Source organism: Stenotrophomonas maltophilia (assembly GCF_013464915.1).
Classification (GTDB): Bacteria; Pseudomonadota; Gammaproteobacteria; order Xanthomonadales; family Xanthomonadaceae; genus Stenotrophomonas; species Stenotrophomonas maltophilia_AT.
On record NZ_RAVT01000043.1, the window covers coordinates 1 to 18,008 of the forward strand.

Below are 18,008 nucleotides of genomic sequence, written 5' to 3' on the forward strand. Positions count from 1 at the left end.
GCCCCCGCCTKACCCCACCCACCCGGCCAACCCTCAGAAACCCGCTTTCAGCGACCCACCCCAGCCACGAGGGGCTCCGCCGATGGCCGCCGACCGCGCGCAGCGCCGCCTTCCGCCCGAATCCCCGAACCATGCGCTTGCTCACGGATTGACCACGCGATTGATGACAACGTTGTCCCCACCTGGCGCCGGACTCTCTCCCCGGCCTCCCAGGTACCTCCGTCCGCCCCCTCCGTCGCCTTCCCGGGCGACGCCCGGACCTGCGTCACGCGCGGCGCCATCGGGGCCCGCGCGCCCTTTGATCGGAGACTTACCCATGTACGACCCGATTGTGCGCAGTGCCGAACGTGCGACCCGAAGCTGTCGTCCCCGCCGCCTGGCCTGGCTGCTTGCCCTGGCCGCCGGTACCGCCGCCCTGCCCGGCCTGGCGCAGGCCGCCAGCTGTGCCGGGGTGGCCCAGTGGGACCAGGCCAAGATCTACCGGGCCGGCGATACCCTGCAGAAAGGAGGCGTCCTCTATCGGGCGAACCAGGACATCTGGAACGCGCCGCCGGACCATCCGGCCGGTGCGCCCTACTACACCAACCTCGGTGCCTGCGATGGCAGCGGCAGCAACCAGCCGCCGGTGGTCAGCCTGACCTCGCCGGCCAACGGCGCCACCTTCAGCGCCGGCAGCACGGTCAACGTGACCGCCAACGCCAGCGACCCGGACGGCAGCGTCGCCAAGGTCGAGTTCTTCCGCGACGGCAGCACGCTGGGCGTGGCCACCAGTGCGCCGTACGCCGCCAGCTGGGCCAATGCCAGCGCCGGCAGCCACACCCTGCGCGCGGTGGCCACCGACAACAACAACGCCACCAGCAGCACGGCCACCATCACCATCACCGTCAACGCCGCCGGTGGCGACACCACCGCACCGAGCGTGCCCGGTGGGCTGGCAGTGGGAACGCGTACCGCCAACAGCATCGCGCTCAGCTGGAGCCCGTCCACCGACAACACCGGTGGCAGCGGCGTGGCCGGCTACGACGTGTACCGCAACGGCAGCCTGGTCGGTTCGCCGTCCAGCGCCAGCTACGTCGATGGCGGGCTGACTGCCTCCACCACCTATCGCTACCGCGTGCGTGCCCGCGACAACGCCGGCAACGCGTCGGCCCAGGGCACCGAGATCAGCGCCACCACGCTGGCCGGCGACGGCGGCACCACCGGCAAGCGGGTCATCGGCTACTTCACCCAGTGGGGCATCTACGGCCGCAACTACCGGGTCAAGAACATCGACAGCAGTGGCTCGGCCGCGCGCCTGACCCACATCAACTACGCCTTCGGCAACGTGCGCAACAACCGTTGCGAAGTGGGCATCACCCAGCCATCGGATCCGAACAGCGGTGCCGGCGGCGACGCCTTCGCCGATTACACCAAGGCCTTCAGTGCCGCCGAGAGTGTCAGCGGCAGCGCCGATACCTGGGACCAGCCGCTGCGCGGCAACTGGAACCAGCTCAAGCAGCTCAAGGCCAAGTACCCGGGCATGAAGGTGCTGATCTCGCTGGGTGGCTGGACCTGGTCGCGTGGTTTCTCCAGCGCGGCGCGCCCGGAAAACCGCCAGGCCTTCGTCGCCTCGTGCATCGACGCCTACATCAAGGGCAACCTGCCGGTGACCGACGGTGCCGGTGGCGCCGGTGCCGCACTGGGCGTGTTCGACGGCATCGACATCGACTGGGAGTACCCGGTGGCCTGCGGCATCGAATGCGGCAAGCCGGAAGACAACGCCAACTTCACCGCGCTGATGGCCGAGTTCCGCCGCCAGCTCGATGCGGTGCGTCCGGGCCTGTTGCTGACGGTGGCGGTGGGTGCCGGCATCGACAAGATCCGCGTCACCGACCCGGCCGCGTACCACCCGTACCTGGACTACATCAACGTGATGACCTACGACTTCCACGGCGCGTGGGATGCGAAGACCAATCACCAGTCGGCGCTGTTCGATTCGCCGAATGATCCGTCCACCGGCGACCAGAAGCTGTACAACAGCAACGACGCCATCGAGGCCTTCATCAGCCGCGGTGTGCCTGCCGCCAAGCTCAACCTGGGCATCGGCTACTACGGGCGTGGCTGGACCGGCGTGGCCAACGCCAACAACGGCCTGTACCAGACCGCCAGTGGCGCCGCTCCGGGCACGTATGAAGCCGGCATCGAGGACTGGAAGGTGCTGAAGAACCTGGCGTGGCCGGGCTACACCGACAACACCGCCGGAGCCACCTGGATCTACAACGGCAGCACGCTGTGGAGCTTCGACACCCCGGCCAACATCACCCGCAAGATGGGTTACGTGAAGACCCAGGGCCTGGGCGGCGCGTTCGTCTGGGAGTTCAGCGGTGACGATGCACAGGGCACGCTGACCAAGGCGGTCAGTGATGGCCTGAAATAAGCAGAAAGGCCGGGGGTGCACTGCGCGCCCCCGGCCTCGTTCGCAATGATGCATCCGCCGGGCCATGCCCGGCGGCGTTCGGATCAACGCTTCTCGGACAACTTGTCCAGCGCCGCACGCAGCTGCGCCGGCGGCAGGTAGCCGCCCAGCTGGGTGCCATCGGGGGCGAAGATCGCCGGCGTGCCGTTCACGCCCAGCTGCTGGCCCAGTGCGTACTGCATCGCCACCGGGTTGGTGCAGTTCTTGGCCGGCACGCTGCCACCGCGCTTGGCGTTGGTCAGCGCCTGGCGACGATCGGCCGCACACCAGACCGAGATCATGTCGGTGTAGTCCTTGCTGCCCAGGCCCATGCGAGGGAACGCCAGGTACTCGACGGAGATGCCGTTGCGGTTCAGTTCGGCGATGTCCTGGTGCAGCTTGCGGCAGTAACCGCACTCGATATCGGTGAACACGCTGATGGTGTACTTGGCGTTCGGCGCGGCGAACACGATGCGGTCGCCATGGTTGGCCTTGGCCAGCAGATCACGGCGGTAGCCAAGCAGGCCTTCGCTGTTGGCCGGGCCCTTGGCGCGGGTGTCGTACGGCTGCGACTGGAACAGGTAGCGGCCGTCGTCGGAGACGTACAGCAGCTGGCCGGACACCACCACCTCGCGGAAGCCGGGGAACGGCGCGGCACCGATGTAGTCCACCTTGAAACCGGGGTTCAGGGCAATCAACGCGGCGCGCACGGCCTGGTCGGCAGGCGCGTTGGCGGCCGGGCCGGCCTTGGCAGCAGCGGCAGCAGCAGGCGCCTTGGCGGCTGGCGGGGCCGGCTGCGCGCAGGCGGTCAGGCTGAGCGCACCGAACACGGCGGCGATGGCAAATCGGAGCATGGAGCAGTCCGCGACAGAAGAAGACCCCGGATTCTGACACAGCCACCGGCACCGGGCCGCGACGCCGCGCACCGCCCGGGGCCAGGGTTCAGGCCATGGCTCAGCCGCGCGGATGATGCCGGGCGTGGAGTTTCTGCAGGTGCTCGCGCGCTACCAGGGTGTAGATCTGGGTGGTCGACAACGAGCTGTGGCCAAGCAGCATCTGCAGCGCGCGCAGATCGGCGCCACGATTGAGCAGGTGAGTCGCGAAGCTGTGGCGCAGGCCATGCGGGCTGATCCGCGCCGGGTCGATGCCTGCCACCTGCGCATGGCGCTTGACCAGGTGCCAGAACGCCTGGCGGGTCAGCGCATGCAGCGTGGGCTCGACAAACAGGGGCGTCTGCCCATCCGCCAATGCCTGCACCCTGCCCTTGCCGACCAGCTGCGGCCGCGACTGCTGCAGGTAGCGCTCCAGCCAGTGCTGCGATTCCTCCCCCAGCGGCACCAGCCGTTCCTTGCTGCCCTTGCCGGTGACCCGCAGCACGCCCTGGCGCAGGTTGACGGCAGTGGCGGGCAGCAGCACCAGTTCGCTCACGCGCAGGCCGGCGGCATACATCAGCTCCAGCATGGCGCGATCGCGCAGGCCCAGCGGGCTGTCGACATCCGGTGCCGCCAGCAGCGCGTCGATCTGGCTCTCGGCCAGTGCCTTGGGCAGCAGCCGAGGCAGCTTGGGGGGGTCAAGCAGCGCACTGGGGTCTTCGCTGCGGTCGCCCCGGCGCACGCCATCGGCGAAGAACGCGCGCAACGCCGACAACAGGCGGGCATTGCTGCGCGGCGACCAGCCATGGCGGGTGCGCCAGGCCAGGTAGTCGAACAATCCCGGACGTTCGATGCCGGCCAGGCCACCGTCGCGCCCGTCCATCCAGCGTGCCAACCCTTCCAGGTCACGCCGGTAGCTGTCGAGGGTGGCGCGGGCCAGACCGTTCTCGGCCCAGATCGCATCGAGGAAACGCTGGATGCGCACACTGTCATCGGCGCGCAGTTCCGGCAGTTGCTGCACCAGCTGGCGGCGTTCGGCGGGGGTGGAAACAGAGGCCATGCGTGCAGGATACGAGGGCCACTGCGGATGCGGCCAGCATTGCGTATGCTCGGCGCATGTCCCGCCCCGCCATTGATACGGCCCCTGCGGCCGCGACCGAGCTGCCCCGCCCCCGCGCATTGCTGCTGTGGCGCGTGCTGGCGATGGTCTACGACGCGCTGCCGGTGCTGGCGCTGTGGATGCTGGCCGGCGCCCTGTTCACCCTTGCCTACACCTTCAGCGGCCACGCCCAGCGCGAGAACATCGCACCGTTCAGCGCCTGGCAGTGGCTGCTGTGGGCAGTGTGCTGGCTGATCACGGGGTGGTATGCCACGGCCAGCTGGCGGCGCGGCGGGCAGACGCTGGGCATGCGGCCGTGGCGGCTGAAGCTGGAATCGAGCGATGGCGCGCCCCTGCGCCGCGCACAGCTTTGGCTGCGTTTCGCGGTGGGCACGCTGTCGCTGCTGCTGGGCGGCCTGGGATTCTGGTGGGCGTGGATCGACCGCCAGCGGCTGACCTGGCACGATCGCGCCAGCGGCACCCGCCTGGTGCGGATGCCGAAGCGGTGAAGCACTGTCTGTAGCCGAGCACAGGCTCGGCTCTACAGCAACCAGAATCAGCCCGATTTCCGCCGGAACAGCAATCCCGATACCGCCAGCATCACGATCGGCGGCAACGCGTAGGCAATGCGGTAATCGAACTTCAGCGCGCCGGCCATGCGGCCGAAGAACAGCTGCAGCAGCCAGAAGCCCAGCGCGAACAGGATGCCCAGGAACAGGCGCTTGCCCATGCCACCACTGCGCAGCGAGCCGAACGCGAACGGCACCGCCGCCAGGCACAGCGCCAGCACGTTCACCGGGTAGAACCAGCGGCTCCAGTACACATCTTCGTAGTCGCGCGCATCCAGACCGTTGCGCTCGCGGTACTCGATGCTGGTGCGCAGTTCGGCCACGCTGAGGTTGCGCGGCTTGGCGATGCCGGTGGCCAGCGCGCCGGCGTCCAGCTTGGAGTTCCATGGCTCGCGCGCCACTTCCTCGCGCGTGGCCGAACGTTCCCCGAAGGTATCGCGGCGCACGCCGGTCAGCACCCAGCCGTCACGGTCATGCTCGGCCGTGTCCGCATGGGTCAGCGAGGCGATCCGACCATCCTCGGCGATGCGATACAGGCGCACGTCACGCAGGATCAGCCGCGTGCCCTTGTCGCCCACCAGCTGCTCCTCGCCACCGGCGGCGCTGAGGAAGGTATCGCCCTCGCGCGCCCACAGGCCGGAATAACGGGTGGTGGAGATGTCGCGGCCCCATTTGGCACTGGACTTCAGCGCGTCGGCCCGGTCCTGGCCCCAGGGGCCCAGCGTCTCGGCACTGAGCACCATCACGGCAGTCAGCAGCGACAGCGCGATGGCCACCGATACGCTCAGGCGCTTGCGCGACAGGCCCAGCGCACGCAGTGCGGTCAGCTCGGAGGTCGCGGCCAGCTGGCCCAGGCCCATCAGCGCACCGATCACCGCAGCGGTGGGGAACATGGTGTAGGCACGGCGTGGCACCGTGTACAGCACCCAGGCGGCAGCATGCCCCAGGGTGTAGCCGTTCTTGCCGATGTCCTTGAACTCGCCGGAGAACGCCATCACCACGTCCAGGCCCACCAGCACGGCCCAGGTCAGCAGCACCGTGGTGAACACCGACTGGCCAAGATACAGGTCGAAACGCATCGGGCGCAGCCTCATGCGCGGGCTCCCTTCGGGCGGCCCAGGCGGCCATCACGTGCATACATCCAGATCGCCAGCGCCAGCAGCGGCAGGGTCAGCCACCAGAGGCCGAGCGCAGGCGGAATCTTGCCGTTGGCGATCCAGCCACTGCCGATGAACATCAGGTTGGTGCCCACCATGTAGGCCATCAGCGCCAGCATCATCCGCCCGTAGCGCTGCTGGCGCGGCGAACTGCGGCCCAGCGGCACGGTCAGCAGCGCAAACGCCAGTGCGATCAACGGCGGGGCAAGGCGGCGATGCAGCTGTGCCTGTGCCTCGGGGCGGTCATCGCCGAACAGCTGCGTGGTCGGCATCAGTTCCGGATCATCCCCGGTACGGGTCTGCGCACCGTCGGGCAGGGCCACATCGTTGCGGGCGAAGGTGGCCAGACGGTAATCCAGCCCCCCGGCCACCGGTCCTTCCACCTGGTGGCCATCATCCAGTTCCAGGAAGCGCTGGCGGGCGCCTTCGAAGAACATGCGCCCCCCCGCGGCGGACACCACTTCCAGGCGGTCGTCCTTCTGCCGCTGCAGGAAGACCCGGCCCAGCTGGGTACCATCGGGCGAGATCGAGGACAGGTAGACCACGCCGCCATTGGGCAGCTGGGTGAACCGGCCCGGCTCCAGGCCCGCCATCAGCACGCTGCGGTTGGCCTCGATGATCATCTGCTCGGCCACCCGGCCGGCCCACGGGCCCAGCCACAGCGAGCAGGCACCGACCAGCAGCACCACCGGCACCACCAGCATCAGCAGCGGCCGCAGCAGGCGCCTGGGGCCCACGCCAATGGCCGTGATGACGGCCATTTCCGAGTCGCGGTAGAGGCGGGCCACCGCCAGCAGCAGGCCCAGCATCAGCGCCAGCGGCAGGATCAGCGGCAGGTAGGCGATGAACTGCAGGCCCAGCTGGGAGAACAGCAGCTTGGCCGGCAGGCGCCCGTCGGCGATGTTGCCGAGGATGTCCACCAGCACGCCGCCCACGCTGACCACCAGCAGGACGATCAGGGTAGCCAGGAAACTCTGGACGAAATCGCCCAGCAGGTATCGGTCGAGCTTCAACATGGGGCGGTGGTTTAAACTCTGGGGTTCGTTCGCGGTGCCGCCCAGTCTACTGTCTGGGCGTAAACGGTCCGCGATTGTACGGACTTGCCAATGGAATCTGCTCAATGGCCCTCGAATTCACCCTGAACCACGTTGCTCCGGCCGCCGCCACCGTTGATTGCCTGGTGGTCGGCGCGTATGCCGACCATACCCTGACCCCGGCCGCACAGGCCCTGGATGCTGCCAGCGGCGGCCGCCTGGCCTCGCTGGCCCAGCGCGGCGACCTGTCCGGCAAGACCGGCGCCACCACCCTGCTGCACGACCTGCCGGGCGTGTCCGCCCCGCGCGTGCTGGTGGTCGGCCTCGGCGACGCCGCCCGCTTCGGTGTGCCGCAGTACCTGAAGGCCGTTGGCGACGCCGTGCGCGCGCTGAAGGCCGGCGCGACCCGCAGCGCACTGTTCACCCTGTCCGAAGTGGCCATCAAGGACCGCGACGCGGCCTGGGCGATCCGCCAGGCGGTGATCGCCGCCGATCACGCCGCCTACCGCTACACCGCCACGCTGGGCAAGAAGAAGGCCGACGACGCCGGCCTGGCCCAGCTGGCCATCGCCGGTGACGACGCCCAGGCCCTGGCCCAGGGCCAGGCCATCGCCGCCGGTGTCGAGTTCGCCCGCGAGCTGGGCAACCTGCCGCCGAACTACTGCACCCCGGCCTACCTGGCCGAGGTGGGCGTGAAGTTCGCCGGTGAGCACGACGGTGCCGAGGCCGAGATCCTCGACGAGCACCAGATGGAAGCGCTGGGCATGGGCTCGCTGCTGGCCGTGGCCCGCGGTTCGGCCAACCGCCCGCGCCTGGTGGTGCTGAAGTGGTCCGGTGGCGGCGACGCCAAGCCGTACGTGCTGGTCGGCAAGGGCATCACCTTCGATACCGGTGGCGTCAACCTGAAGACCCAAGGCGGCATCGAAGAGATGAAGTACGACATGTGCGGTGGCGCCAACGTCATCGGCACCTTCGTCGCTGCGGTCACGGCCAGGCTGCCGCTGAACCTGGTGGTGGTGGTGCCCGCGGTGGAGAACGCCATCGACGGCAACGCCTACCGTCCGTCCGACGTGATCACCTCGATGTCGGGCAAGACCATCGAAGTCGGCAACACCGACGCCGAAGGCCGCCTGATCCTGTGCGATGCGCTGACCTACGCGCAGCGCTTCGAGCCGGCCGCGCTGGTCGACGTCGCCACCCTGACCGGTGCCTGCATGGTCGCCCTCGGCCACCAGACCGCCGGCCTCATGAGCAAGCACGACGACCTGGCCAACGAGCTGCTGGCCGCCGGCGAGCACGTGTTCGACCGCGCCTGGCGCCTGCCGCTGTGGGACGAATACCAGCCGATGCTGGATTCGAGCTTCGCCGACGTCTACAACATCGGCGGCCGCTGGGCCGGCGCGATCACCGCCGGCTGCTTCCTGTCGCGCTTCGCCGAAGGCCAGCGCTGGGCGCACCTGGACATCGCCGGCGTAGCCAGCGATGAAGGCAAGCGTGGCATGGCCACGGGCCGCCCGGTCGGCCTGCTGAGCCAGTGGCTGCTGGACCAGGTCGCCCGCGCCTGATGCCGTACCCGACCCTGGCCGGCCTCCGCCGGCCAGGGCCTCGCCCGGCGCTGCCGGGCCCCTGCCTGACCCGGACCCTGCCATGCCCCGCGCCGACTTCTACCTGATCGCCAAGCCCCGCTTCCTGACCGAGCCGTTGCGCCTGGTCTGCGAACTGGCGCGCAAGGCCAACGACGCCGGGCTGTTCACCCTGGTGCTGGCCCGTGACCAGGCCCAGGCCGAGGAACTGGACGAGCTGCTGTGGGCGTTCGACAACGATGCCTACATCCCGCACCAGATCGCCGGGGAAGACATGGACGAGGAAGAGGCCCTGGTGCTGATCGCCGTGCCCGGCACCGAGGCACCGGCGCGCCCACTGGTGATCAACCTGCGCGACGAGCCCTGGCTGGGCCAGTGCGAGCGCGTGCTGGAAGTGGTTCCGGCCGATCCGGAAGCGCGCGAACCGCTGCGCGAGCGCTGGCGCCAGTACAAGGCCGCCGGGTACGACCTGAACAAGCACGACATGTAAGCCCAGCGAGGACCCCTTGATGCGCCTGCTGATCGCCCTGATTCTTCCCTGGCTGTCCTTCTTCACCATCGGCCGACCGCTGGCCGGCATCGTCTGCCTGATCCTGCAGATCACCCTGATCGGCTGGCTGCCCGCCGCCATCTGGGCCGCCTACGCGGTCAGCCAGTACCACACCGACCAGAAGATCCGGCGCGCCCTCGGGTCGCGCTGATCTCCCTTCCGCCTTGATTACCGGTTCCCCCGCATGACCCAACTCGCCTCCAGCTACGACCCGAAGTCCTTCGAGACCGACCTCTACGAGGCCTGGGAGAAGGCCGGCCACTTCAAGCCGTCCGGCACGGGCGAGCCGTACACCATCCTGCTGCCGCCGCCGAACGTGACCGGCACCCTGCACATGGGCCATGCCTTCCAGCAGACGCTGATGGATGCGCTGGTGCGTTACCACCGCATGCGCGGCTACGACACGCTGTGGCAGGTGGGTACCGACCACGCCGGCATCGCCACCGAAATGGTGGTCAGCCGCAACCTGGCGCTGGAAGGCAAGGGCGAGACCCGCGATTCGCTGGGCCGCGAGGGCTTCATCGGCAAGGTCTGGGAGTGGAAGCAGCAGTCCGGTGACACCATCGAGCGCCAGATGCGCCGCCTCGGCACCTCCGCCGACTGGTCGCGCAGCACCTTCACCATGGATCCGCAGCCGTCGGCGGCGGTCAACGAAGCCTTCGTGCGCTGGTACGAGCAGGGCCTGATCTACCGCGGCCAGCGCCTGGTCAACTGGGACCCGGTGCTGAAGACCGCCATTTCCGACCTGGAAGTGGAGAGCGCCGAGGAAGACGGCTTCCTGTGGTCGATCGCCTACACCCTGGATGAAGGCCTCAGCTACGAGCACGTCGAGCGCGATGCCGACGGCGTGGAAACCCTGCGCGAAACCCGCGACTACCTGGTGGTCGCCACCACCCGCCCGGAAACCCTGCTGGGCGATACCGCGGTGATGGTGCACCCGGAAGACGAGCGCTACGCCCACCTGATCGGCAAGAGCGTGGTGCTGCCATTGACCGGCCGCCGCGTGCCGGTGATCGCCGATGACTACGTGGACCGTGCGTTCGGCACCGGCGTGGTCAAGGTCACCCCGGCGCACGATTTCAACGACTATGAAGTGGGCGTGCGCCACAGCCTGCCGATGATCAACCTGTTCACCCCGGTGGCGGCGCTGAACGAGAACGCGCCGGAGCGCTTCCAGGGCCTGGACCGCTACGCCGCGCGCAAGGCGGTGCTGGCCGAGCTGGAAGACCTGGGCATCCTGGTCGAGACCAAGGCGCACAAGCTGCAGGTGCCGCGCGGCGACCGCACCGGCCAGGTGATCGAGCCGTACCTGACCGACCAGTGGTTCGTGAAGATGGACAACCTGGCCAAGCGTGGCCTGGAACTGGTCGAAGACGGAACCATCGCCTTCGTTCCGCCGAACTGGATCAACACCTACCGCCACTGGATGAACAACATCCAGGACTGGTGCATCAGCCGCCAGCTGTGGTGGGGCCACCGCATCCCGGCGTGGTTCGACGAAGCCACTGGCAGCTGCTACGTCGGTCGCAGCGAAGAGGAAGTGCGCGCCAAGAACAACCTCGGCAGCGAGGTGGTACTGAACCAGGAAAGCGACGTGCTGGAGACCTGGTTCTCCTCGCAGCTGTGGCCGTTCTCCACCCTGGGCTGGCCGAACGAGCAGGCGATGGCCGAGCGTGGCTTTGATCGCTACCTGCCGTCGTCGGTGCTGATCACCGGCTTCGACATCATCTTCTTCTGGGTGGCGCGCATGATCATGGCCACCGACAACCTGGTCGGGAAGATCCCGTTCAAGGACGTCTACTTCACCGGCCTGATCCGCGACGGCCAGGGCCAGAAGATGTCCAAGAGCAAGGGCAACGTGCTCGACCCGCTGGACATCATCGACGGCATCACCATCGACGACCTGGTCGCCAAGCGCACCGGCGGCCTGATGCAGCCGAAGATGGTGGAGAAGATCGAGAAGGCCACCCGCAAGGAATTCCCGGACGGCATCGCCGCCCACGGTGCCGACGCGCTGCGCTTCACCATCGCTGCGCTGGCCACCCACGGCCGCGACATCAAGTTCGACATGAACCGCGCCGAGGGCTACAAGAACTTCTGCAACAAGCTGTGGAATGCCAGCCGCTTCGCGCTGATGAACACCGAGGGCGCGGCGTTCAGCGGCGTGCCCAAGCCGCGTACCGATGCCGAGCGCTGGATCCTCTCGCGCCTGGCCGCCACCACCGCCGAAGCGCAGGGCCATTTCGCTGCCTACCGCTTCGACCTGCTGGCGCAGTGCCTGTACGAGTTCGCATGGAACGCGTTCTGCGACTGGTTCCTGGAACTGAGCAAGCCGGCGCTGAACGGTGCCGACGCCGCCGACGCCGAAAGCACCCGCCACACCCTGCTGTACGTGCTGGAAGCGCTGCTGCGCCTGCTGCACCCGCTGACCCCGTTCATCACCGAACAGCTGTGGCAGCAGCTGGCCCCACGCCTGGGCCTGGCCGAATCCACGCTGTCGCTGCGCCCGTACCCGACCGCGGCCGAGTTCGAAGGCGATTTCGCCCAGGCCGAGGCCGACGTGGAATGGCTGAAGGCGGTGATCAGCGCGGTGCGCCGCGTGCGCAGCGAACTGAACGTCGCCCCGTCCAAGCTGGTGCCACTGCGCCTGCAGGCCGGGCTGGAGCAGGACCGCGTGCGCATCGAACGCTTCAGTGCCTCGCTGTCGTTCCTGCTGAAGCTGGACAGCATCCAGTGGCTGGCCGAAGGCGAAAGCGCGCCGCCGGCCGCCGCCGCAATCGTTGGTGAACTGAAGCTGCTGGTGCCGCTGGAAGGCCTTGTCGATCTCGACGCCGAGCGCGTGCGCCTGGACAAGGAAATCGCCCGCGTCGAAGCGGAGAAGGAAAAGAGCGAGGCCAAGCTGGCCAAGTTCACCGACAAGGTGCCGCCGGCGGTGGTCGAGCAGGAACGCGTGCGACTGGCCGACTGGAACACCCAGCTGGCCGGCCTGCGCGAGCAGCGCGCGAAGCTGTAACGCCGCGCCCTGGTGCGTGCCAACCCAGGTTGGCACCTACCACGGCGGAAAACGTTGGCCCCCACCGAAGCGGAATCGGAAACGCCGGGCAATGCCCGGCGTTTCCATTTCCCCGCATGGCATCATCGCCCGATGCCTCTTTCCATCTTCCTGCTGGTCCTCGCGGCTGCGGCCCTGCACGCCAGCTGGAATGCGATCGTCAAACGCGGGCCGGACAAGTTCCTCGGCACCGTGCTGGTTACCGGCAGCGCCGCGCTGCTGTCGGCGGCCGCGCTGCCCTTCCTGCCGTTCCCGGCCGCGCACAGCTGGCCCTGGCTGGCTGCATCCGTGCTGCTGCAGGTGACCTACTACGGCCTGGTGGCACGCTGCTACCAGCAGGTCGACATGAGCCTGGCCTATCCGCTGATGCGTGGCAGCGCGCCGATCCTGGTTGCGCTGGCCGGCACCCTGCTGGGCGAGCAACTGCCACCTGCCGCGTGGCTGGGCGTGGTGCTGGTGAGCACCGGCATCCTGTGCATGGCATTGGGTGCACGTGGCGGCCAGCTGCGCCTGCCACTGCTGACCGCGGCAATGATCGCCACCTACACCCTGGTCGATGCGCAGGGTGCGCGCCAGTCCGGCAGCGCGCTCGGTTACACGCTGTGGCTGTTCCTGCTGTCCGGCATTCCACTGCCCCTGTGGGCGCTGTACACCCGGCGCGGCGCGGTGTTGGCCTATGCCCGCCGGCACTGGCCCCAGGGCCTGGCGGGCGGTGTCGGCACAACGGCGTCCTATGCGATGGCGTTGTGGGCGATGACCCAGGCGCCGGTGGCGATGGTCTCGGCGCTGCGCGAATCATCGATCCTGTTCGCGCTGCTGATCTCGGTAGTCGTGCTGCGCGAGCGGATCCCGCGTGCGCGCTGGATGGCGGCGGCGCTCATCGTCTGCGGCGTATTGGCCCTGCGGCTGGCGTAACGGTAGTGCCGGCCGCTGGCCGGGAACCCTGCTCGGTTACAACGGCGGCATCGCCTGCAGGTCGCCGTCGACCAGCTCGATCGCCATCACCACCGCATCCTCGCGGCCCTGTGCCGCCGGGTAGTAACGTGGACGACGGCCGATCTCGTTGAAGCCTTCGCTGTGGTACAGCGCCAGTGCAGGCGTGTTGGAGGGCCGCACTTCCAGGAACACGCGGTGCGCACCCCGGTTGCCCGCCAGCTGCACCAGTGCGCGCAGCAGTTGACGACCCAGCCCACGCGACTGCGCCAGCGGATCGATGCAGATGTTCAGTACATGCGCCTCGTCGGCGGCGATGCTGAGCACGCCGTAGCCGATCAGCTGGCCATCGCGCTCCATCGCCAGGCCGGGATAACCGGCACGCAGGCAATCAACGAAAATGCCGCGGGTCCATGGGAACGGATACCCACGCACTTCGATCGCCATCACCGCATTGAGGTCGCTCTCGCGCAATGCGCGCAGGCTGACCGGGCCGGGCTGGCTGACCGCGCTCATGCACTGCCCCGCTTGCGCAGGGCACGCAACTGCGGCCACAACGCGCGCTTGGCAGCCGGATCCTGGCGCAGCTGGTCCAGCGGCCAACTGTCCATCAGCGCCTGCGTGGCGGGATCGTTGGGATTGCAGCCGGAGGCACGCAGCAGTGCGATCTGCAGGCGATCCGGGAGCCGCACCACCGGTTGCCGTGCATTGCCACCCGGCAGCGGACGGACCGGTGCCGGCGCGGTATCCGGTGCGGTGACGGGGGTCTCGCGACGCGGCGGTGCCGGGCGTTCCTGGTGAGGAGCGGGTGCGGCTTCGGCAGGGCGGTCCCGCGCGGTGGCGGAACCCGCCCGCACCGGCTCGGCCGAAGCCGCTGCGGCCGCATCGGCTTCGGCCACGCTCAACTGCAGCGCGGCGTCCAGTTCGGCGGCCAGCTGGCCGTCGTGATACACGGTGTAGCCCATGGCCTGCAGCCAGGCCTGCTGGGCCGGTGACCACAGCACGGGCAGGTCCTGGCTCACGCGGCCTCGGGCTTCTTGCGCAGGCGCTGCACGGCCCACATCACCGGGCCGGACAAGGCGTACAGGATGCCCACAGCGAACAGCACGCGCGGCAGATCAATGACTGCGATGGCGATCGCCACCGGCACCAGGGCCAGCACCAGGAATGGCACACGGTCGGAACGGGTACCCTTGGCGGCACCGCCCTTGAAGCTCCAGAAGCGGATGCGGCTGACCATCAGCAGCGCCGCGACGATCGTCACCGCCAGCGCCACGTAGCGCAGCTGGTTGCCGTCCCAGCCCAGGTTGCCATCGGCGAAGGCCCACACGAAGGACATCATCAGGCCTGCGGCAGCCGGGCTGGCCAGGCCGACGAACCAGCGCTTGTCGACCACCGCCACCTGGGTGTTGAAACGGGCCAGGCGCAGTGCCGCGCAGGCGGCATACAGGAACGCCACCGCCCAGCCGACCCGCCCGAGCAACGGGTCGTCGAACTTCAGCCACGACAGCGACCAGTGGTACATCACCAGCGCCGGGGCCATGCCGAAGCTGACCAGGTCGGCCAGCGAGTCGTACTGGACGCCGAACTCGCTGCTGGTACCGGTCAGGCGCGCCACGCGCCCGTCCAGGCCGTCCATCACCGCCGCCACGAACACGGCGATGCTGGCGTTGACGAAATCCCCGTTAGCCGCGGCGATGATCGCGTAGAAGCCGGCGAACAGGCCAGCGGTGGTGAACAGGTTGGGCAGCAGGTAAATCGTGCGCGAACGCGGCGGCGGTGTGATCGGGTCCATGGAACCCAGTTTAATCGACTTGCCAGTGCTCGGCGCCAATGCTGCAATCGGCGTTCTACGCCCATTCCATGGAGTTTGCCATGCGTGCCCTGTCCTGCCTTGGATGCCTGCTGCTGTTGGCCAGTGCCAACGCCGTGGCCGGCCCGGTCTATAAATGGAAGGACGCCAATGGCGTGACCCAGTACTCGGAGACCCCGCCGGCCGGCAAGAAGTTCGAGACCCGCGAGCAGGCCCGCAGCCCGCAGGCCGCGGCCAGCGCCGAGACTCCGGCCGCGCCGGTGCCGGAGCAGTGCAGCACCGCCCGTGCCAACCTGGCCCTGCTGGAAGGCTCCGGCCAGGTGATGCAGGACACCAATGGCGACGGCAAGGCCGATACCGCATTGACCGCGGAACAGCGCAGCGCGCAGAGGGGATTGGCTGAAGCCGCCATCAAGGCGTACTGCCCGGCGGAGTGAGGGTATCGGCAGGGCTGCGCCCTGCACCCGCCGAAGCAACATCAACGTCAAATGCGGCATTCCGTGGGATGGCGGGGCACTGTGGGTTTGCGGGGACGCCGTAAACCCGTCCATGGGGGCTTGGCCGCGGCATCCATGCCGCGGACACCCCGCAAACCCACAGTGCCCCGCCTTCGACAGTTGGCCGGTGGCCGGTAGATCCACGCCATGCGTGGATGAAATCTGTCAGATATCGAATTGAATCCGGGGTCAGATCCGTTTTMCTGCGKAAAACGGATCTGACCTCGATGGCATGCCCAACAGATCGCGGGAAACTGTCGAAGGCGGGGTGGGTCCGGTTGCGGGAGTGTCCGCGGCATGGATGCCGCGGCCAAGCCCCCATGGACGGGTTTACGGCGTCTCCCGCAACCGGACCCACCCCGCCATCCCACAGGAAGCCCGCTGTTGCTGTTGCTGTTGCTGTTGACGTTGCATGAGGCGGGTGCAGGGCGCAGCCCTGCCAGTACCCCCACCCCGGCCGGGCTGGCAGAATAGGCGTCTCTGCCGTTATCCGAAGCCGACGATGCGCCTCTCCCAGTTCCACCTGCACACCACCAAGGAAACCCCCAGCGACGCCGAGCTCACCAGCCACCGGCTGATGCTGCGTGCGGGCATGATCCGCAAGCTGGCATCGGGCCTGTACACCTGGTCGCCGCTGGGCCTGCGCGTGCTGCGCAAGGTCGAGCGCATCGTGCGCGAGGAAATGGACCGTGCCGGTGCCGTGGAATTCCAGATCCCGACCATCCAGCCGAAGGAACTGTGGGAGCAGACCGGTCGCTGGCAGAAGTTCGGCCCGCAGCTGCTGAAGATCAAGGACCGCAAGGACCAGGTGTTCTGCTACAGCCCGACCGCCGAAGAAGCGGCCTGCGACTTCGCGCGCAGCGAGCTGTCCAGCTACAAGCAGCTGCCGGTGAACTTCTACCAGGTGCAGACCAAGTTCCGCGACGAGATCCGCCCGCGCTTCGGTGTGATGCGTTCGCGCGAGTTCCTGATGAAGGACGCCTATTCGTTCCACCTGCACGATGAGTGCCTGGTGCGCGAGTACGAGAACATGAAGTCGGCCTACAGCCGCATCTTCACCCGCCTCGGCCTGGACTTCCGCATGGTGCAGGCGGACTCCGGTGCGATCGGCGGCGATGCCTCGCAGGAATTCCACGTGATCGCCGATTCCGGCGAAGACGCGCTGGTGTTCTCCACCGGTTCGGATTACGCAGCGAACATGGAAGCGGCGATTGCCGCCGATCCGGCGCCGCGTGCGGCCGCCGGCGAAGCGATGCGCAAGGTCGACACGCCCACCCAGAAGACCTGCGAGGACGTCGCCGCCCTGCTCGGCATCGACCTGCAGCGCACGGTGAAGTCGGTGGCGCTGATCGCCGGTGAAGGCGAAGCACAGCAGTTCGTGCTGGTGCTGGTGCGCGGCGACCACGAGGTCAACGAGATCAAGCTGGCCAAGGTCGCCGGCCTGGACGAGCAGCGCTTCGCCAGCGAGGCGGAAATCGCCGATCACCTGGGCAGCGTGCCGGGCTTCCTCGGCCCGGTCGCGCCGGCCAGGACCATCCGCGTGGTCGCCGACCGCGAAGTGGCGGCGATGTCCGACTTCGTCGTCGGCGCCAACGAGGCCGGTTTCCATCTGGCCGGCGTCAACTGGGGCCGTGACCTGCCGGAACCGGAAGTGGCCGACATCCGCAACGTGCGTGCAGGTGACCGCGCGCTGGACGGCGGCGAACTGAAGATCGCCCGCGGCATTGAAGTCGGCCACGTCTTCCAGCTCGGCCGCAAGTACGCCGAAGCGCTGGATGCCACCGTGCTGGACGAGAACGGCAAGGCTGCGGTGATGGCGATGGGCTGCTACGGCATCGGCATCTCGCGCGTGGTGGCTGCCGCGATCGAACAGAACCATGACGATGCCGGCATCATCTGGCCGGACGCGATGGCACCGTGGCAGGTGGTGGTGTGCGTGATCAACCCGAAGGGCGACGCTGCCGTCGCCGATGCAGCGTCCAGCCTGCTGCAGGAACTTCGCGACGCCGGCCTCGATGCCGCGCTGGACGACCGTGGCCTGCGCCCGGGTGCGATGTTCGCCGACATGGAACTGATCGGCATTCCGCACCGCGTGGTGGTGAGCGAGCGCGGCCTGGCCGCCGGTACCTACGAGTACCGCTCGCGCCGCGCCAGCGAAGCGGAAAGCCTGGACAAGGCCACCCTGCTGCAGCGACTGCAGGGTTGATCGCAGAAAGACCGGGGCATGCCCCGGTCTTTTTTTTGCGTTTCCGCCACGTCACCGATATTGCAGCGGACATAATCCGGTCAAAATCGACCCGATGCAGCCGGTACGCCGCCAAGCCCTGTCCCGCCTGCATTTGTGCTTGGAATAATTCATCTCTATTCTGTGCTGCGACGCCATGGACTGGCTCGTCCCGTCCACACATTAGTTTC

16 protein-coding genes are annotated in these 18,008 nt (G+C 68.2%); 9 read left to right on the plus strand and 7 right to left on the minus strand.

The annotated features are described in order from the left end of the window. Positions 1–316 precede the first annotated feature (316 nt). A complete protein-coding gene (locus D7T59_RS14875) occupies positions 317–2,416 on the plus strand; it encodes a glycosyl hydrolase family 18 protein (RefSeq protein WP_164137411.1) in 2,100 nt (699 codons plus the stop codon). An 83-nt stretch (positions 2,417–2,499) separates the two neighbouring features. On the opposite strand, the gene D7T59_RS14880 is transcribed toward D7T59_RS14875, so the two are convergent. Both D7T59_RS14880 and xerD read right to left on the minus strand, forming a co-directional pair. After that, positions 2,500–3,288 carry a DsbC family protein gene (locus D7T59_RS14880; protein ID WP_180851382.1) on the minus strand — a complete coding sequence of 263 codons (789 nt, stop codon included), beginning with the start codon at positions 3,286–3,288 and terminating at the stop codon, positions 2,500–2,502. Positions 3,289–3,388: 100 nt separating this feature from the next. Continuing rightward, the gene (xerD, locus tag D7T59_RS14885) at positions 3,389–4,366 is read right to left on the minus strand and encodes a site-specific tyrosine recombinase XerD (protein WP_164137413.1); all 978 of its coding nucleotides are present in this window, start codon (positions 4,364–4,366) and stop codon (positions 3,389–3,391) included. Between the two features lie 56 nt (positions 4,367–4,422). Here xerD and D7T59_RS14890 point away from each other — a divergent pair, with 56 nt between their 5' ends. Next, the gene (locus tag D7T59_RS14890) at positions 4,423–4,914 is read left to right on the plus strand and encodes an RDD family protein (protein WP_180851379.1); all 492 of its coding nucleotides are present in this window, start codon (positions 4,423–4,425) and stop codon (positions 4,912–4,914) included. Between the two features lie 47 nt (positions 4,915–4,961). Here the strand turns inward: D7T59_RS14890 and lptG are convergent, their stop codons facing one another. Next, positions 4,962–6,068, minus strand: coding sequence for an LPS export ABC transporter permease LptG (gene lptG / locus D7T59_RS14895; protein ID WP_099551389.1), 1,107 nt, complete (start codon positions 6,066–6,068; stop codon positions 4,962–4,964). Then, positions 6,065–7,147, minus strand: coding sequence for an LPS export ABC transporter permease LptF (gene lptF / locus D7T59_RS14900; RefSeq protein ID WP_099551390.1), 1,083 nt, complete (start codon positions 7,145–7,147; stop codon positions 6,065–6,067). The genes lptG and lptF overlap by 4 nt, the downstream gene beginning before the upstream one ends. A gap of 104 nt (positions 7,148–7,251) precedes the next feature. Between lptF and D7T59_RS14905 the strand changes: the two genes are divergently transcribed. The 5 genes from D7T59_RS14905 to D7T59_RS14925 all read left to right on the plus strand — a co-directional run bounded on the left by D7T59_RS14905 (position 7,252) and on the right by D7T59_RS14925 (position 13,265). Continuing rightward, positions 7,252–8,730 carry a leucyl aminopeptidase gene (locus tag D7T59_RS14905; RefSeq protein ID WP_180851378.1) on the plus strand — a complete coding sequence of 493 codons (1,479 nt, stop codon included), beginning with the start codon at positions 7,252–7,254 and terminating at the stop codon, positions 8,728–8,730. A gap of 82 nt (positions 8,731–8,812) precedes the next feature. Continuing rightward, on the plus strand, positions 8,813–9,238 hold the full coding sequence (locus D7T59_RS14910; RefSeq protein ID WP_005415211.1) for a DNA polymerase III subunit chi: 426 nt from the start codon (positions 8,813–8,815) through the stop codon (positions 9,236–9,238). Between the two features lie 19 nt (positions 9,239–9,257). Further along, entirely contained in the window at positions 9,258–9,449 is a 192-nt protein-coding gene (locus D7T59_RS14915) for a YqaE/Pmp3 family membrane protein (protein ID WP_014035920.1), read from the plus strand. A 33-nt stretch (positions 9,450–9,482) separates the two neighbouring features. Further along, on the plus strand, positions 9,483–12,311 hold the full coding sequence (locus D7T59_RS14920; protein ID WP_180851377.1) for a valine--tRNA ligase: 2,829 nt from the start codon (positions 9,483–9,485) through the stop codon (positions 12,309–12,311). 132 nt (positions 12,312–12,443) lie between these two features. Then, a complete protein-coding gene (locus tag D7T59_RS14925; RefSeq protein WP_180851376.1) occupies positions 12,444–13,265 on the plus strand; it encodes an EamA family transporter in 822 nt (273 codons plus the stop codon). Between the two features lie 36 nt (positions 13,266–13,301). Here D7T59_RS14925 and rimI read toward each other — a convergent pair whose 3' ends face one another. Genes rimI through pssA form a run of 3 tightly spaced genes read right to left on the minus strand, consistent with a single transcriptional unit; the run spans position 13,302 to position 15,078 of the window. Continuing rightward, entirely contained in the window at positions 13,302–13,799 is a 498-nt protein-coding gene (gene rimI / locus D7T59_RS14930; protein WP_099551394.1) for a ribosomal protein S18-alanine N-acetyltransferase, read from the minus strand. After that, positions 13,796–14,305, minus strand: coding sequence for a hypothetical protein (locus D7T59_RS14935; RefSeq protein WP_164137420.1), 510 nt, complete (start codon positions 14,303–14,305; stop codon positions 13,796–13,798). The genes rimI and D7T59_RS14935 overlap by 4 nt, the downstream gene beginning before the upstream one ends. Then, entirely contained in the window at positions 14,302–15,078 is a 777-nt protein-coding gene (pssA, locus tag D7T59_RS14940) for a CDP-diacylglycerol--serine O-phosphatidyltransferase (protein ID WP_088024094.1), read from the minus strand. Before pssA ends, D7T59_RS14935 begins: the two co-directional genes overlap by 4 nt. A gap of 80 nt (positions 15,079–15,158) precedes the next feature. Between pssA and D7T59_RS14945 the strand changes: the two genes are divergently transcribed. Together D7T59_RS14945 and D7T59_RS14950 are read left to right on the plus strand one after the other, a co-directional pair. Next, complete coding sequence (locus D7T59_RS14945) at positions 15,159–15,533, plus strand: DUF4124 domain-containing protein (RefSeq protein WP_180851375.1); 375 nt, start codon at positions 15,159–15,161, stop codon at positions 15,531–15,533. 562 nt (positions 15,534–16,095) lie between these two features. Further along, positions 16,096–17,799 carry a proline--tRNA ligase gene (locus D7T59_RS14950; protein ID WP_164137422.1) on the plus strand — a complete coding sequence of 568 codons (1,704 nt, stop codon included), beginning with the start codon at positions 16,096–16,098 and terminating at the stop codon, positions 17,797–17,799. Positions 17,800–18,008: the final 209 nt, after the last annotated feature.

Bases quoted from the DNA above. Each gene is read 5' to 3' on its own strand.
- D7T59_RS14910 (WP_005415211.1), top strand. From the start codon at position 8,813: ATGCCCCGCGCCGACTTCTACCTGATCGCCAAGCCCCGCTTCCTGACC.
- D7T59_RS14950 (WP_164137422.1), top strand. From the start codon at position 16,096: ATGCGCCTCTCCCAGTTCCACCTGCACACCACCAAGGAAACCCCCAGC.
- D7T59_RS14905 (WP_180851378.1), top strand. From the start codon at position 7,252: ATGGCCCTCGAATTCACCCTGAACCACGTTGCTCCGGCCGCCGCCACC.
- D7T59_RS14880 (WP_180851382.1), bottom strand. From the start codon at position 3,288: ATGCTCCGATTTGCCATCGCCGCCGTGTTCGGTGCGCTCAGCCTGACC.
- rimI (WP_099551394.1), bottom strand. From the start codon at position 13,799: ATGAGCGCGGTCAGCCAGCCCGGCCCGGTCAGCCTGCGCGCATTGCGC.
- lptG (WP_099551389.1), bottom strand. From the start codon at position 6,068: ATGAGGCTGCGCCCGATGCGTTTCGACCTGTATCTTGGCCAGTCGGTG.
- D7T59_RS14920 (WP_180851377.1), top strand. From the start codon at position 9,483: ATGACCCAACTCGCCTCCAGCTACGACCCGAAGTCCTTCGAGACCGAC.
- D7T59_RS14875 (WP_164137411.1), top strand. From the start codon at position 317: ATGTACGACCCGATTGTGCGCAGTGCCGAACGTGCGACCCGAAGCTGT.
- lptF (WP_099551390.1), bottom strand. From the start codon at position 7,147: ATGTTGAAGCTCGACCGATACCTGCTGGGCGATTTCGTCCAGAGTTTC.
- D7T59_RS14945 (WP_180851375.1), top strand. From the start codon at position 15,159: ATGCGTGCCCTGTCCTGCCTTGGATGCCTGCTGCTGTTGGCCAGTGCC.
- D7T59_RS14890 (WP_180851379.1), top strand. From the start codon at position 4,423: ATGTCCCGCCCCGCCATTGATACGGCCCCTGCGGCCGCGACCGAGCTG.
- D7T59_RS14915 (WP_014035920.1), top strand. From the start codon at position 9,258: ATGCGCCTGCTGATCGCCCTGATTCTTCCCTGGCTGTCCTTCTTCACC.
- pssA (WP_088024094.1), bottom strand. From the start codon at position 15,078: ATGGACCCGATCACACCGCCGCCGCGTTCGCGCACGATTTACCTGCTG.
- D7T59_RS14925 (WP_180851376.1), top strand. From the start codon at position 12,444: ATGCCTCTTTCCATCTTCCTGCTGGTCCTCGCGGCTGCGGCCCTGCAC.
- xerD (WP_164137413.1), bottom strand. From the start codon at position 4,366: ATGGCCTCTGTTTCCACCCCCGCCGAACGCCGCCAGCTGGTGCAGCAA.